The organism is Methylobacterium sp. E-045, from assembly GCF_022829685.1.
Classification (GTDB): Bacteria; Pseudomonadota; Alphaproteobacteria; order Rhizobiales; family Beijerinckiaceae; genus Methylobacterium.
Genome location: NZ_JAKSYE010000089.1, coordinates 107,715 through 123,183 on the forward strand (window position 1 = coordinate 107,715; position 15,469 = coordinate 123,183).

Sequence of the window (15,469 nt, forward strand, 5' to 3'; positions counted from 1 at the left end):
GCGCAAAGGCAGGATCGCGGCATCGCAACGGGAAAACTCAATTGATCCGGTCGCGGGGGCCCTTGTCCGTCCATTCCGGGGGCAGGCCGATGTAATCGCCCACCATTCCGTCGATGCCCGGCGCCCGGCCGAACTGCTCGCAATCCGGGTCGAGGGGAGCCTCGCCGAGGGTCGTGATGCGAATGCGGTCCCAGCTCGGAATCGCCACCGGCTCCTTGAACGGGTCGCGCCCGGTGACGAGCAACGTGCCGAAATCCTGGCCGAACTCGCCCGCGAGATCGTAGGCGTCTCCGGCCGCCGAGAAGCGGGCCTGGTTGGTGAAGGCGTTGGCGCCGCCGCCCCAGATCATCGCCGCCCGCTGCTGGTGACGGCTATCGAGGGCCTCCGCCTCAATGGTGATGCTGCCGAGGCCGATCGGGATGCGCGGGATCGGCACACGGCCGACGGCGGTGGCGAAGCCGATGCCGAGCTGGGACGCGACGGTGATTCCCGCCGAGGTGGCGATCGTCGCGCCGGCCGCCGGGACGTTGGTAAGTTCGACGCGGGTGACGGCGGACCGGATCGTGAGGTCGGCCTTCTTCGTGGAGACCACGTCGTAGCGCAGCGACAACTCGTAGCAGAGCGCGCGGTCGGCCGCGTTGGCGATCAGCCGGCGCTCGACGCTGGTGAGGCCCGGGCCGGAGATCGATTCCGGAAACGCTGCCGGAATGATGCGGACCGTCCGCGTCGCCGCGAGGGTCTGCGGCTCCGCGTAGAGCTTCGCCCCGGTCGCCACTTCGGTGCTCCCGTTGAGGCGGTCGTAGCGGGTGAGCGACCCGGTCTCGTTGAGGATGACGGTGCCGCAACCGGCAATCATGAGGAGCAGGCCCAGAGCCCCACCGATGAGGGGCGAGCGTCGATAGGTTTCGGACCGCGAGGGCATTCAATAACTTTCACGCAAAATGGCGGCGGCGGCTCGCTCAGCCAGTGTGATGCGAGACAGCCGAATTGTTGCTGAGCTTAAGGCGGTATCGGCGCCCCCGGAAGCCGGCGCCGCCGCGCAGAGAACCCGTAGCCCGCGCCTGTGGCTCGCGGGTCACGGTCGTCGCCCACGTGCGAGACCGCACGCGTAATCCACAGACGCCATCGTTTTTGCGGGTCTTTCCTTCAGGAGTGAGCCGACGCGCCGTTCGCGCCCGTGACGGAACCGGGCGGCTTCGGCCGCGCTACTTACGCGATCCCCATGCGCCCATCACAGATCGTCCCCCTCGTCGTCGCCACCGCCCTGTTCATGGAGAACACGGATTCCACGGTGATCGCCACGGCCCTGCCGGCCATCGCCCGAAGCCTCGGCAGGGATCCGATCGCCCTGAAACTGGCGCTGACCTCCTATCTCGTCAGCCTCGCGATCTTCATCCCGATCAGCGGCTGGATGGCGGACCGTTACGGCGCGCGCACGATCTTCCGTGCCGCCCTCGTGGTGTTCATGGCGGGGTCTCTGGCCTGCGCCGCCTCCGATTCGCTCAGCGCCTTCGTTGCCGCGCGCGCGTTCCAGGGCATGGGCGGGGCGATGATGGTGCCGGTGGGACGCCTCGTCATCCTACGGGCGGTGCCGAAGAGCGAACTCGTGAGCGCCCTCGCCTACCTGACGATTCCGGCCCTGATCGGACCGATCATGGGGCCGCCCCTCGGCGGGTTGATCACGACCTATCTCGACTGGCGCTGGATCTTCTTCATCAACATCCCGATCGGCCTCGCCGGGATCGCCCTCTCGACGATCTATTTCGAGAACATCCGCGAGGCGTCCCGGCCGCCCCTCGACATGACCGGGTTCGTGCTCTCGGGGGCCGGCCTCGCCACCCTGATGCTCGGCCTCGCCTCCCTGGGGCGCCATCTCCTGCCGGACTATGTCTCCTGGGGATGCCTCGGCGGCGGCGCGATCCTGCTCGCGCTGTACCTCGCGCATTCGCGCCGGGTGCCGCATCCGGTGATCCGCCTCGACCTCTTGAGATACCCGACCTTCCGCGCGGCGGTGACCGGCGGCAGCCTGTTCCGCATCGGCACCGGGGCGATCCCGTTCCTGCTCCCGATGATGCTGCAGATCGGCTTCGGCCTCGATCCCCTGCAATCGGGACTGCTCACCTTCGCCGCGGCGGCGGGCGCCCTCCTCATCAAGATCATCGGCCCGCGCATCCTGCGCGCCTACGGGTTCCGGCGGGTGATGCTGTTCAACGCCGTCGTGGCCTCGGGCTTCCTCGCGGTGAACGGCGTGTTCACGGCGCAGACGCCGCATTGGCTCATCGTCGGCATCCTGCTGGTCGGCGGCTGCGTCCGCTCGCTGCAATTCACCTGCGTCAACGCCATCGCCTATGCCGATCTCGATGCGCGCGAGATGAGTTCGGCGACGAGTCTGGCGAGCGTCGCCCAGCAATTGTCCCTCAGCCTCGGCGTCTCCATCGGAGCCCTGGCCCTCGAGACCGCCGCCGCGCAGCATGGCCGCACGGCAATCGAGGCCGGCGATTTCTGGCCCGCCTTCCTCACCGTCGCGCTGATCTCGTTCGCCTCCCTCTTCGCCTTCCTGCGGCTGAAGCCGGATGCGGGCGCGGAGGTGTCGGGTCAGCGCCTCGCGTCCAAGGGCGTCTAGGCGGCAGGCCTCACGCCGCGCGGCTCGACGGACGCGCGGGGCTGCGCTTCGGCCCCTTCGCCGATTTCGCATTGGCGTTGGCCGATTGCGGCCGGGCGGGAGCGCGCGCGGGCGCCTCGTGGGTGGACTGGCGCCAGCCCTGCCAGCTCCAGGCACCGGGGCCTGTCAGGGCATAGATGAGAAACCCGCCGGCGAGGCCGAGATCGGCCAGGAACAGGGTGCGCTCGGTCATGCCCGCCCCGCCGGAATAGGCCCAGAACCCATGCAGCAGCACCGCCATCGCCATCGCGAACCCCGCCAGGGCAAAGCCGGTGATGCGGGGCAGGACACCGAGGATCAGCGCCAGCGGACCGAAGACCTGAACCACCACGGCCGCCGTGGCGACGGCATTGGGAGAGGGCATCCCGGCCCCGGCCAGGGCGAGGGCGAAGCCCGAGACGTTGAGCGCGCGCGCGATGCCCGTGGGCAGCAGCGCCGCCGCCAGCAACAGGCGCGACGCGAGGAGGATTCCGTCCTGGCTCCGACCGAACACGCGCGAACTCCGTCTCTGACCCATCGAGATCGGGACACTGCGCGAGACCGGCTGAAGACGGCGTTAAGGGGCGGAGCCGGCGCTCATTCACCTGGGGAGCGACGGGCGAGGCGGACATGCCTATGGGGAGGAGAACACGATCGGCCCATAATCCTGGGCACCATGCAGGATATGGACGACGTCGATCGTCGCGGGGCCGACGCGATAGAAGATCAGGTAGTTTCCGTACGTCCGGACCCGGATCCCCCTGCGCTCGTATCGGCGGACGAGGGGGAACCCAAGAGGCGCATCGGCCAGACGTTCACAACAGGCGATCAAGTCCTGGACGAACGTGGCGGCGCGAGCGGGGTTGTCACTGGAAATGTAGTCGCCGATCCGTTCGAGGTCCGCTTCGGCGGAGTCCGCGAAGACGACGATCATGCCTCGGTGACGGTCGACCGGTTGCCGTACCGTGTTGCCAGACGCGCGGCGACTTCGCTTGCCGGGCTAAGCCGGCCTTCATCAGCATCGGCAAGTCCGCGCTCGATGGCGGCGTCGAGCGCCGACAGTCGGTTCTCTCGCTCTTCCACGAGGCGCACGCCCTCACGCAACACGTCGCTACGAGAGGGAAAGCGCCCGTTCTCCACGAGTGTTGAAACGTAGCTCTCGATCTTTGGGCCAAGATCGGCACTTATCGGCATCGCCGCCGCTCCCTGTCTACCAGAGATCATGATCTACGACCGGTCATCGCCCGATCAACAATATCAGTTGTCCCGTGTCCGGCGAAGGACATTTTGCAGACGCGCCGCTCACCCCGACACCCCGCCCCGGAACAATCGCCCGCGCTCGGTCCAGGCGACGACGAGGAGGGCCGATCCGCCGAGGCCGGCATAGCCGAGGCCTAGGGGCAGCACCGTGCCGTCGAAGGCGTGGCCGATGACAAAGCCGCAGACGGCGCCGAGGATCGTGGTGTAGAATCCGAGGAAGGACGAGGCCGTGCCGGCGATCTCGCCGAGGGGTTGCAGGGCCAGCGCGTTGAAGTTCGGCATGGCGAAGCTGATCATGAACTGGTTGCCGGCCAGCACCGTCAGGAACAGCCACAGGGGCGGATGCCCGGCATAGGCGAGGCCGATTCCCACCTGGGCCAGCGCCACCGCCACGAACAGGGTCAGGCCCACATGCGAGAGGGGGCGCATCCCGAGGCGCCGCACCAGGCGGGCGTTGACGAGAGTGGCCGCTCCCATGGCACCGGCCACCAGGGCGAAGGCGAGGGGGAACAGGGCGCCGAGCCGGTAGAGCCCGGTATCGAAGAGCTGCTGCGCCGAGCCGACATAGCCCATGATGCAGCCGGTCAGCAGCCCGAGGGCGGTGGCGTATCCGACCGCCACGCGGGTGCGGAAGGTCAGGGAGACCGCCTGGGCGATCGACCGTAGCGACAGCGGGCGGCGGACTTCCGGGTGCAGCGTCTCCGGCATGCGCCAGGAGAACCAGAGGGTGAGGATGCCGGCCAGGGCCAGCATCGAGACAAAGACGTAGTGCCAGGAGCCGAGCAGCAGCATCGCCCCGCCGATGGCGGGCGCGACCATCGGCACGATGAGGAACACCATCATGATCAGCGACATGACGCTGGCCATCTCGCGTCCCGAATAGCGGTCGCGGACGATGGCGGTGGAGAGGACGCGCCCGCCCGCCGCGCCGATCCCCTGGATGACGCGGGCGGCCAGCAGCCATTCGAACGAGGGCGCGACCATGGCGAGGCCCGTGCCCGCGCCGTAGACTGCCAGACTCCCGAGCAGCACGCGGCGCCGCCCGAGGGCGTCCGAGACCGGCCCGTAGACGATCTGCGCCACGCCGAAGCCGATCATGTAGACGTAGACGAGAAGCTGCAGCGCGTTGGGATCGGCGACGGCGAACTGAGCCTGGATCGCGGGAAAAGCCGGCAGCAGATTGTCGATGGAGATGGCGGTCACCGCCATCATCAGGGCGACGATGCCGACGAATTCGCCGAAACCCGGGCCGTTCCAGACCGGACCGATCGCCGGGAGATCCCGGTCCGTTACCGGCCGGCCGCTCGGCGGAACCGGCCTCAAGGGTGCAGTCACTGGTCCAGAGCCTCGCTGCGGTCGCCGGCTCCAGCGCCGGCGACGTCGTGATGGAAAGTCAGCGGCCGGGCCTCCGGTTGCGCCGGCCCTTCGCGGGCCGGCATCCACGGAGGCCGGGTTCGGCCCGGCCGGGGCTACTGCCCGCCGCCCGCCATCTGACCGAGCTTGTCGATGTTCTTGGTGACGAGGGCGATGTTGCCGTCGGAGGGCTTGGTCGGCTCGCCGGCGGCGATCGCCTCGTTGATGTCCTTCAGCGCGGCGGCCTTGTCCTTGGGCTTCATCTTGGTGTCGGCCTCGATGGCGGCGACCTGCTTCTTCAACAGGGGTACGACGCCGACATAGGTCTTCGTCTCGGGGTCCACGCCGTCCAGCACCGCCTCGACGCTGTCGGCCGCGTCCTGCAGGTCGTCGACGCTGGCAAAACCGTTCTTCTTGGCGATGGCCACGGCTTGGGCCTGGACCTTCGGATCGGGCTTCGTCGCGTTGCCGGCAGGGAGTTTCGCCAGTTCGGGCTGCGCGGCCACGAGGCCGTCGATCAGCGCCTGGGTCAGGGCGACCTCCTTCTGCTCCTCGGCCTCGGGGGCCGGAGCGGGAGCGGCCGGGGCCGCCTTGGCAGGTGCCGGTGCCTTCTGCGGCGCCTGGGCGAAGCCGACCTGGGGGACCAGGGCGGTGGCCCCGAAAGCGAGGGATGCGGCCAGCAGGGCGCGAGTGGTGCGGCTCATGGATGTCTCTCTTCCTGTTGCATCGTGGGGAAGGACCGCCGTCGGCGGATCGGGTCCGGCCCCGACGGCTTGCGTCGCCCGGGGCACGACGACGGGCCATGTTGCCGAGCTTCGGGGCGAAACGGTGATCTCGGCGCCGATGGCGATCACGGTTTCGCGGGCAGGCCGATGATGCGGACAGGGGATGGCGCGTCCGCGCAACCGCGCCACATTTGTTCGCGACCCTGGCCCCGCGACCTCGACCGGATCGTCGCCGACGGATCATCGCGTCTCATGCTCTCCCGCCTTCTCGCCTGTGTTTGCGCCCTGTCGATGCTGTTCGCCGGCCCCGCCGGCGCGCAGGAGCGGGCCCCCGGCATGGCCATCGGCGGCGAGACGGAGGCGTTCACGCGCAAGGCCGCCGCGTTGATGGACTCCCATGCGGAGGGCGGCGTCTTCTCCGGCGCGGTGATCGTGGCGCGGGACGGGATTCCCCTGTTCCGCCGCGCCTATGGCCTCGCCGACCGGGAATGGGCGGTCCCCAACACGCCGGACACCCTGTTTCGCATCGGCTCGATCACGAAGCAGTTCACCGCGGCGGCGATCCTGAAACTGGCCGAGGCCGGCTCCCTCTCCCTCGACGATCCCGCCATCCGCTACCTGCCGGAACTGCCGCCGGCCTGGGCGCCGATGACGATCCGGATGCTCCTCAACCACAGTTCGGGCCTCCCCAACGTCACCGCCCTGCCGGGCTACGCGACGCAGCTCGGCCGGATCGAGCGCTCGCCGATGGAGACGGTGGCCCTCCTCCACAACGAGGATCTGCTGTTCCCGCCGGGGACCGGCCATGAGTACAGCAACACCGGCTACATCCTCCTCGCCGGCCTGATCGAGCGGGTCACCGGCCAGAGTTTCGCGGGCTACCTCACCGACGCGGTCCTGGCGCCGGCCGGATTGACCGCGACCCGGGACGCGGATCCCGGCGCGATCATCCCCCGGCGCGCCACCGGCTACCGCCGCGAGGCGGGCGAGTGGCGCCACGCCCTGCCCCTGGCCGCCAGCGCCCCGTCGGGCGCCGGCATGCTCGCCTCGACCCTCGACGACCTCGTCGCCTGGGACAGGGCCCTGTTCTCCGGCCGCATCCTGTCGGACGAGTCGCGCCGGGCGATGGTCACGGATTACGGCCACGGCTACGGCCTCGGCTGGTACATCGGCACGGCCTACGGACGCCGGCTGTGGTCGCATGGCGGATTCATCAGCGGGTTCAGCGCGATCAAGGATTCCTACCCCGATCTCGGGCTGACCATCGTGGTGCTCGGCAACACCGAGATCGTGCCGGCCCAGGCCCTCTCGCGCGAACTGGCGGCGCTCTATCTCGGCGAGCCGGCGCGCACCGAGATCAGCGTCGGCCGGACCGTCCTCGACCGCTATGTCGGCTTCTACCGGACCGGCCCGCGCTCGGTCCTGGGCATCACCCGCGACGGCGACCGCCTGGTGGCACAGGGCCTCGGCCAGGGATCGGGCGATCCGCGGATCAGTCTCACCGCCGAGAGCGACAGGGCCTTCGTGGCGCGGGACGGGGCGATCCGCGTGGCGTTCGACATCGAGCCGGACGGGCGGCCGACCGGCGTGATGATCCACCGCGACGGCATCGAGCGGGCCGGCCCCCGGATCGACCGGGCGATCGCCCGGAGGATCACCGCCCGACGCTTCACCCGGCTGCCGCCGGGACGGTGAGTGTCCAGCAGGGCCTTGGTGATCGAATTTCCAAGCGAATGCTCAGGCCGAAGCGGATCATCCCGGCGGACAACCTCAGGATGAGGCGAAGCCTTGGACGATCCCTCTAACGAACTCTCACCATCCTTACGCTTCGGCACCGTACTCCGAGGGAGCGCGGACGGTGATCGCCAGTTGTGCGAGTCCCTCAAAATCGCTTGCCCGCGGCATCGCCAGACCGCACCGGAAAGGCTAGACTACGCGTGCGCGTCGCTCCCCGCCACAGAAGCGGGACCACGCGCCGACCCGCTCGATGTCGTCGATCCGAGCCGGTTTGGCCAAAAGTCTACCTTGATTTGGCACCGCGTCCGGCCTCTGCTGGCGCTCACAAGAACAAGATGGAGGATACGCACATGAACAAGCCGGAATTCCTGTCGTCAGGTACCAAGGCGCCGTTCTCGGCCCGTTACGAGAACTTCATCGGCGGCCAGTGGGTCGCCCCCGTCAACGGCCGCTACTTCGAGAATACCTCGCCGGTCACCGGCCACGTCATCTGCGAGGTCGCCCGTTCGGACGCGCAGGACGTGGAGAAGGCCCTCGACGCCGCCCATGCCGCCAAGGAGGCCTGGGGCCGCACCGCTCCGGCCGAGCGCGCCCGCATCCTCAACAAGATCGCCGACCGGATGGAGGACAACCTCGACCTGATCGCCCTCGCCGAGACCTGGGACAACGGCAAGCCGATCCGCGAGACGACCAACGCCGACATCCCCCTCGCCATCGACCATTGGCGCTACTTCGCCGGCTGCCTGCGGGCTCAGGAAGGCTCGATCTCCGAGATCGACCACGACACGGTGGCCTACCATTTCCACGAGCCGCTCGGCGTCGTCGGCCAGATCATCCCGTGGAACTTCCCGATCCTGATGGCGGTGTGGAAGCTGGCCCCGGCCCTGGCGGCGGGCAACTGCGTCGTCCTCAAGCCCGCCGAGCAGACCCCGGCCTCGATCCTCGTCGTCGCCGAACTCATCGCCGACCTGCTGCCGCCGGGCACCCTCAACATCGTCAACGGCTTCGGCCTCGAATGCGGCAAGCCGCTCGCCTCCTCGCCCCGCATCGCCAAGATCGCCTTCACCGGCGAGACGACGACGGGCCGCCTGATCATGCAATACGCCTCGCAGAACCTGATCCCGGTGACGCTGGAGCTCGGCGGCAAGTCGCCGAACATCTTCTTCGCCGACGTGGCCAACGAGGATGACGACTTCTTCGACAAGGCCCTCGAAGGCTTCACCATGTTCGCCCTCAACCAGGGCGAGGTCTGCACCTGCCCCAGCCGCGCGCTGGTGCACGAGTCGATCTACGACCGCTTCATGGAGCGGGCGATCAAGCGGGTCGAGGCCATCGTCCAGGGCTCGCCCCTCGATGCGGCCACGATGATCGGCGCCCAGGCCTCCGGCGAGCAGCTCGAGAAGATCCTGAGCTACATCGACATCGGCAAGCAGGAAGGCGCCAAGGTCCTCACCGGCGGCGAGCGCAACACCCTCGAAGGCGATCTCGCGGAAGGCTTCTACGTGAAGCCCACCGTGTTCCAGGGCCACAACAAGATGCGCATCTTCCAGGAGGAGATCTTCGGACCCGTCCTCTCGGTGACGACCTTCAAGGACGATGCCGACGCCCTCAGCATCGCCAACGACACGCTCTACGGCCTCGGCGCCGGCGTCTGGACCCGTGACGGGACCCGCGCCTATCGCTTCGGCCGGGCGATCCAGGCCGGCCGCGTCTGGACCAACTGCTACCATGCCTACCCGGCCCATGCGGCCTTCGGCGGCTACAAGCAGTCCGGCATCGGCCGCGAGAACCACAAGATGATGCTCGACCATTACCAGCAGACCAAGAACATGCTGGTGAGCTACTCTGCCAAGAAGCTCGGCTTCTTCTGAGATCCACTATAAACGAGACCACCTTGCCCCGGCTGGAAACGGCCGGGGCCTTTTTTTGCGCGAGTGACAGAATCCAGGGCGACCATACCTTTTCCAGGGGTGCGTATCGGCACATGTGCCCCGGGAACAACCGCCTTTCGACAGTCTTATTGAGCCATGAACGGACCGAGAGCCGGTCCGCAGCCAATCAGGACTGAAAAAGAGCCATGACCACCCGTATCGCCGCCATCGTCACAGCTCTTGGTCTTGGCGTTGCCTCGATGACGTCTGCATCGGCCTTCGATGGGACACCGCGCCAGGACGAGCCGCGCTACATGTCCTACGAGACGGAGTATACCGGCTCCGTCACCGGCCGGGATGTTCCGTACTACACCGGTTGCCCGATGAGTTCAGCCGCCGAAGGCAATGCCAACCAGCAGACCCGGCCGGTGATGCAGTATGGTCAGACGTCCGGCGGATCGGCCGGCTGATCGTCGGAAGGGACCGCCGCCCGTGAAACTGAAATTCGTTTCCTACACCATGATCGCGGCCGCTGCCGGCATGCTGCTCGTGACCCTCCTGGGCTCGGCCAGCCTCCTCATCGGAGGCTGATACGGCTCGAAAGACAAAAAGGCCTCCTCTCGGGGGCCTTTTTCATGACCGAGCGGGATCCGTGGGCCCGATGCCCCGTCACCGGGTGCCGGTTATCCGACCCAGCCGTAATCCCGCGCCTGCGTCGCCGCCCGGTGGAACACCAGCCGGCGGTCGTATTCCAGCGGGTCTTTCGGCTGGACCAGGGCGCCGGGGGGCACGTTGAGCCAATCGACGAGGCGGGTCAGCAGGAAGCGCAGGGCCGCGCCCCGGCACAGGATCGGCAAGGCCTCGACCTCGTCGTCCTGCAGGCGCCGGACGGACTGGTAGCCCGCGATCATCGCCTCGCCCTTGTCGGGAAAGAACGTGCCGTCGGGCTCGAAGCACCAGGCGTTGAGGCAGATGGCGAGGTCGTAGGCGAAGGCATCGGTGCAGGCGAAGTAGAAGTCGATCAGGCCCGACAGGTCGTCGCCGATGAAGAACACGTTGTCGGTGAAGAGGTCGGCATGGATCACGCCGGAGGGCAGGCCGCGCGGCCAGCCCGCCTGGAGCACCGCGAGGTCGGCACGCACGCGCTCCGTCAGACCCTCGGAGACGGTATCGGCGGCGGGGCCGGCCGCCAGGAACAGCGGCTCCCAGGAGTCCACGGAGAGGTTGTTGGCCCGGACCATGCCGAAATCGCTCCCCGCCCGGTGCAGCCCGGCGAGAGCGACACCCAGGGCGCGGCAATGGTCGGCGGTGGGGCGCTTCACCGAGACGCCCTCCAGGAAGCTCACGATCACCGCCGGCCGGCCGCAGAGTTCGCCGAGCGCCACGCCGTCGCGCTTCGCGATGGGCTGCGGGCAGGCGAGGCCGCGCGCGGCGAGGTGCTGCATCAGGTTGAGGAAGAACGGCAGGTCGCCGGCATTCACCCGCTTCTCGTAGAGGGTGAGGATGTAGGAGCCGGCGGTGGTGTGGAGGAAGAAGTTGGTGTTCTCGACGCCCTCGGCGATGCCCTTGTAGGAGAGCAGCGTGCCGATCTCGTATTGGGAGAGGAAGGCGGTCAGCGCCTCGTCGGAGACCTCGGTATAGACGGCCACGGGCTTCGCTGACGTTGGAGGGCAGACATGAGAAGGGGCGCCCTTCGGCGCCCCCAGCGAGGAAAACCGGCGATGCGGCCTACTCGGCGGCTTCGCTGCGCAGTTCGCGCGGCAGCGGGAAGGACATGTCCTCCACCACCGTGGAGACCGTGTCGACGGTGACGTCGTAGCGGGCGGCGAAGGCGTCGATGATCTCCTCCACCAAGACCTCGGGAGCCGAGGCGCCGGCGGTGAGGCCGAGCTTGCGGATGCCCTCGAAGGCCGGCCAGTCGATCTCCTCGGCGCGGAGCACGAGGCGGGTGATCGGGCAGCCGACGCGTTCGGCGACCTCGCGCAGGCGCTGCGAGTTCGAGGAGTTCGAGGAGCCGACGACGATCACGGCATCCACCAGCGGGGCCACCTGCTTCACCGCTTCCTGGCGGTTGGTGGTGGCGTAGCAGATGTCGTCCTTGTGCGGCCCGGTGATGGTCGGGAACTTCTGCTTCAGGGCGGCGACGATGTGGCGGGTGTCGTCCACCGACAGGGTCGTCTGCGTGACCCAGGCGAGGTTGTCGCGGTTGTCGGGCTCCAGGGCGGCGATCTGCTCCAGATCCTCCACCAGGGTGATCGAGCCCTTGGGCAGCTGGCCCATGGTGCCGACCACTTCCGGGTGACCCGAATGGCCGACGAGCAGCACGTGACGGCCGCGCTTGTGATGGATCTCGGCCTCGCGGTGGACCTTGGTCACCAGCGGGCAGGTGGCGTCGATGGTGACGAGGCCGCGATTGTCGGCATTGGCCGGCACCGTCTTGGCGACGCCGTGCGCCGAGAAGATCACCGGGGCGTTGCCGTCCGGCACCTCGTCGAGCTCGCGCACGAACACCGCGCCTTTGCGCTTCAGGCTCTCGACCACGTATTTGTTGTGGACGATCTCGTGACGCACGTAGACCGGAGGTCCGTAGATCGCCAGCGCCCGCTCCACCACGTCGATGGCACGGACCACGCCGGCGCAGAAGCCGCGTGGCGCGCAGAGCAGGATCTCCAGGGGCGGCTTGGCCGAACCGTCGGGAAAGGTCTTCGAGAGAGGATCGCTCATGATAGCCGGGATGTGGCGAGGCGAGGCCGCCCCTGTCAACCTCCTATAGCGTAAAATGCGCTCCGATGTGGAGGGCTTCGCGGGTACACCTGCCCCACGATCGTCACGGCAGGGCGGGTCGACACCAGCGCGAGGCACGCTTCGCGACCACCAGGCAGGTCTCGCGCCTTCTCCCGCGACAGGGATCGTGGTTCGCGGGAAAGACGATGCCGCACGAAGGCCCTGAACAGGCTTTCGTGTCCGCCTCGATCCAGGGCCGCCCAACCAAGTGTGGCAAGAGCGGCCACCGGTTCCGCGAAGAAACCGTTGGCATGCTGAGGACACAACCAACCGAGGCGACCCTGCTTAGACCGCGATGAGGAAACTTGCATCGGTCAGCGCGGCCGCCACCACGTCGTGAAGGATGATCTTATGGGTCGAGTCGGCATCGCCGACGAAAGTGACCAGCGTGTCCTGTCCGCCGTGAATGGCGGCGACCCTGATGTCGTCGTGGCTGCGGATGAAGGCGGATACGTCGATGAAGTCGGTGCCGACGGTGAACCTGTAGACATTGTCCCGTCCGGAACTCGCCGCGAAGTGGAAGGTATCCGCGCCGGCGCCGCCGAAGAGCTTGTCCGCCCCCGTGCCTCCATCGATTGACCCGCCGCCCCCTCCCAGGACGATGCGGTCGGCACCGGCACCGCCCTCGAGCCGATCGCCGCCCTTGCCGCCGCTGATGCGGTCGGCACCCTGGCTGCCCGTGATGCTCGCGGATTGGCCTACGGTGCTTTGTGAGACAATGATCGAGCCGGGACTGCCTGGGTCCAGGCCGACACCGGACATGTCGAGGGTCGCGCCGTTGCGAACATAGACCTTCTCGATGTTCTGGAACGTCTCGTCGGTGAGGATCGCGGTGCCGCCGCCCTGGACGAAGAGCAAGTCCGTGTCGGCGCCGCCATCCACGAGGGTCGGGCTGCTGGTGATCACGAGGCGATCGTCGCCCGCGCCGCCGGACAGTGAGTCGGCACCGCCATTGCCGGAGAGGATGTTGCGGCCCCCGTCGCCGATGAGGATGTCGGAATGGATCGATCCCGTCAGGTTCTGGATGTCGGTGAAGGTATCGCCGGCCGCGTCGCCGGTCCCTGCGACGGTGCCACTGAGATCGGCCGTCACGCCGGCTGTCGCAGCCGCATAGCTCGCGGTGTTGATGCCGAGACCGCCATCGAGCAGGTCGGCACCGCCTCCACCCTCGAGGACGTCGTTGCCTGCGCCGCCGGACAGCGTGTTGGCCATCGCATCGCCCGCGAGACGATCGGCATGGTCGGTGCCGACGAGGTTCTCGACGTTGCGCAGGGTGCCGAAGGCGGCCCCCTCCACCGTGACGATGCCCGCATTCGCCCCGTCGAGGGTTACGGTCACGCCTTGGCCGAGCCGTTCGAACGAGACCGTGTCGGTGCCGGTCCCGCCATCGATCGCCCGATCGGCATCCTGCACGAGGAAGATGTTGTCGCCCGCATCGCCCGTGGCCGAGCCGGTGACGAGCATCTTGTAGGTCGAGCTCGCCGTGAGGCCGCCGGGATCCCGCATGGTGAAGGTGAAGACATCGGTCTGCGTCTCGCCCACCGCCAGCCCGCCCTCCTTGTCGGCGGTGTATTGGAAGCGGCCGTTCGACTGGACGGTGAGGGTGCCGTAGCTACCCGCCACCGTTGTCGTGCCCGATGCGGCGACGAGCGTCTCGACGCCGTCATGGTCGATGCCGGCGAGAGTGAGCGCGTCGCCGTCCGGATCGGAGAACAGGAAGTCGCTGTCCCGGCCGGCCGTGCGCTGCTCGACCATGCTCTCCGAAGGCGAGGCCGCGGGCGCATCGTTGACGGCGGTGATGGCCACGTTGCTCGTGCCGGTGGTGGTCTCGTTGCCCCCTGCCGCGCCGCTGGCATAGGACCAGTCGATCGCGACCGAAGCGGAGGGTGCGTTCGACGTGTTGGAGTAGGTGATGGCACGGGCCACCGCGTCGACGAGCGCGGCGGTGGCGATGCCCGTACCGGTGAAGTCGATGGTGAGCTGACCGCCGGCCTGCGTGGCGGTGGCGAAGACGTTGCCTCTCGTGTCGATCAGAAGGCCGGCGATGGCCGAGAAGACCCCCGAGCCCGCGAAGGCGAAGCGATCCTGCGCGTCGGCGCCGCCGGAGCGGGCCAGGGTCAGGCTGGCGCCGGAATAATCCCCGAGGCCGCCGTTGAGGGTGTCCAGGACGGTATCGGTGACGTCGACATCGGCGTCGAGCACGACGGCGGGGCCGTTCTCGGTATAGGCGACGGTGCCGCCGAGTGTGGAGCGGGCGTCGAAGCTGGTGTCGAGGGAGCCGTCGGCGTTGTAGCGCACCAGGGCGAAGTCGCCATTCGAGCCGTTGTAGCTGTAGCCGGCCACGAGGATCCGGCCGTCCGCCTGCACCGTGACGCTGTAGCCGTAGTAGGAGGACGGGCCGACCCGCGTGGTGACGATGCCGTCGCCGCCGCCGAAGCCGGTGTCGAGGGAGCCGTCGGCGTTGTAGCGCACCAGCGCGAAGCCGTCATTCGAGCCGCCGGTGTAACTGTAGCCGGCGACGAGGATCCGGCCGTCCGCCTGCACCGTGACGCTGTCGCCGATGTCATAGGCCGGGCCGACCGGCGTGGTGACGATGCCGTCGCCGCCGCCGAAGCCGGTGTCGAGGGTGCCGTCGGCGTTGTAGCGCACCAGCGCGAAGTCGTCATTCGAGCCGTTGTAACTGTAGCCGGCGACGAGGATCCGGCCGTCCGCCTGCACAGTGACGCTGCGACCGGAATCAAAGGACGGACCGACCGGCGTGGTGACGATGCCGTCGGCGTTGTAGCGCCCCAGCGCGAAGTCGTCATTCGAGCCGTTGTAACTGTAGCCGGCGACGCGGATCCGGCAGTCTGACTGAACCGCGACGCGGTCGCGCATGTCATAGGCCGGGCCGACCGGGGTGGTGACGCTGCCGGCGCCGCCGCCCAAGCCGGTGTCGAGGGTGCCGTCGGCGTTGTACCGCACCAGCGCGAAGTCGTCATTCGAGCCGTTGTAGCTGTAGCCGGCGACGAGGATCCGGCCGTCCGCCTGCACAGTGACGCTGCGACCGGAATCAAAGGACGGACCGACCGGCGTGGTGACGATGCCGTCGCCGCCGC

The 15,469-nt window shown here is 68.3% G+C and carries 13 protein-coding genes; 4 read left to right on the forward strand and 9 right to left on the reverse strand.

All coding sequences use genetic code 11. The features are described 5' to 3' along the window. Positions 1-37: 37 nt before the first annotated feature. Complete coding sequence (locus MKK51_RS17850) at positions 38-922, reverse strand: DUF3313 domain-containing protein (RefSeq protein ID WP_243979156.1); 885 nt, start codon at positions 920-922, stop codon at positions 38-40. Between the two features lie 300 nt (positions 923-1,222). Here MKK51_RS17850 and MKK51_RS17855 point away from each other — a divergent pair, with 300 nt between their 5' ends. Next, a complete protein-coding gene (locus MKK51_RS17855; RefSeq protein ID WP_243979158.1) occupies positions 1,223-2,623 on the forward strand; it encodes an MFS transporter in 1,401 nt (466 codons plus the stop codon). A gap of 10 nt (positions 2,624-2,633) precedes the next feature. Here the strand turns inward: MKK51_RS17855 and MKK51_RS17860 are convergent, their stop codons facing one another. The 5 genes from MKK51_RS17860 to MKK51_RS17880 form a co-directional block, all read right to left on the reverse strand. Beyond that, positions 2,634-3,155: a DoxX family protein gene (locus tag MKK51_RS17860; protein ID WP_243979159.1), complete on the reverse strand. Its 522-nt coding sequence runs from the start codon at positions 3,153-3,155 to the stop codon at positions 2,634-2,636. A 120-nt stretch (positions 3,156-3,275) separates the two neighbouring features. Then, positions 3,276-3,575, reverse strand: a complete 300-nt coding sequence (locus MKK51_RS17865; protein WP_243979161.1) for a type II toxin-antitoxin system RelE/ParE family toxin — start codon at positions 3,573-3,575, stop codon at positions 3,276-3,278. Further along, positions 3,572-3,835, reverse strand: coding sequence for a type II toxin-antitoxin system ParD family antitoxin (locus MKK51_RS17870; protein ID WP_243979163.1), 264 nt, complete (start codon positions 3,833-3,835; stop codon positions 3,572-3,574). Before MKK51_RS17870 ends, MKK51_RS17865 begins: the two co-directional genes overlap by 4 nt. A gap of 108 nt (positions 3,836-3,943) precedes the next feature. Then, the gene (locus tag MKK51_RS17875; protein ID WP_409565712.1) at positions 3,944-5,110 is read right to left on the reverse strand and encodes a multidrug effflux MFS transporter; all 1,167 of its coding nucleotides are present in this window, start codon (positions 5,108-5,110) and stop codon (positions 3,944-3,946) included. Between the two features lie 260 nt (positions 5,111-5,370). Continuing rightward, a complete protein-coding gene (locus MKK51_RS17880) occupies positions 5,371-5,958 on the reverse strand; it encodes a hypothetical protein (protein WP_243979165.1) in 588 nt (195 codons plus the stop codon). A gap of 273 nt (positions 5,959-6,231) precedes the next feature. Here MKK51_RS17880 and MKK51_RS17885 point away from each other — a divergent pair, with 273 nt between their 5' ends. The 3 genes from MKK51_RS17885 to MKK51_RS17895 all read left to right on the forward strand — a co-directional run bounded on the left by MKK51_RS17885 (position 6,232) and on the right by MKK51_RS17895 (position 10,057). Further along, positions 6,232-7,674, forward strand: coding sequence for a serine hydrolase (locus tag MKK51_RS17885; RefSeq protein ID WP_243979166.1), 1,443 nt, complete (start codon positions 6,232-6,234; stop codon positions 7,672-7,674). A 392-nt stretch (positions 7,675-8,066) separates the two neighbouring features. After that, positions 8,067-9,587 carry an aldehyde dehydrogenase gene (gene adh, locus MKK51_RS17890; protein WP_243979174.1) on the forward strand — a complete coding sequence of 507 codons (1,521 nt, stop codon included), beginning with the start codon at positions 8,067-8,069 and terminating at the stop codon, positions 9,585-9,587. Between the two features lie 206 nt (positions 9,588-9,793). Next, positions 9,794-10,057: a hypothetical protein gene (locus MKK51_RS17895; RefSeq protein WP_243979176.1), complete on the forward strand. Its 264-nt coding sequence runs from the start codon at positions 9,794-9,796 to the stop codon at positions 10,055-10,057. Between the two features lie 213 nt (positions 10,058-10,270). On the opposite strand, the gene thrB is transcribed toward MKK51_RS17895, so the two are convergent. From thrB to MKK51_RS17910, 3 genes are all read right to left on the reverse strand, one after another. Then, positions 10,271-11,236 carry a homoserine kinase gene (gene thrB / locus MKK51_RS17900; RefSeq protein WP_243979178.1) on the reverse strand — a complete coding sequence of 322 codons (966 nt, stop codon included), beginning with the start codon at positions 11,234-11,236 and terminating at the stop codon, positions 10,271-10,273. A 79-nt stretch (positions 11,237-11,315) separates the two neighbouring features. After that, positions 11,316-12,311 carry a 4-hydroxy-3-methylbut-2-enyl diphosphate reductase gene (gene ispH, locus MKK51_RS17905; protein ID WP_018045088.1) on the reverse strand — a complete coding sequence of 332 codons (996 nt, stop codon included), beginning with the start codon at positions 12,309-12,311 and terminating at the stop codon, positions 11,316-11,318. A 345-nt stretch (positions 12,312-12,656) separates the two neighbouring features. Continuing rightward, the coding region (locus MKK51_RS17910; protein WP_243979179.1) for an Ig-like domain-containing protein at positions 12,657-15,469 on the reverse strand (2,813 nt) is incomplete at its 5' end.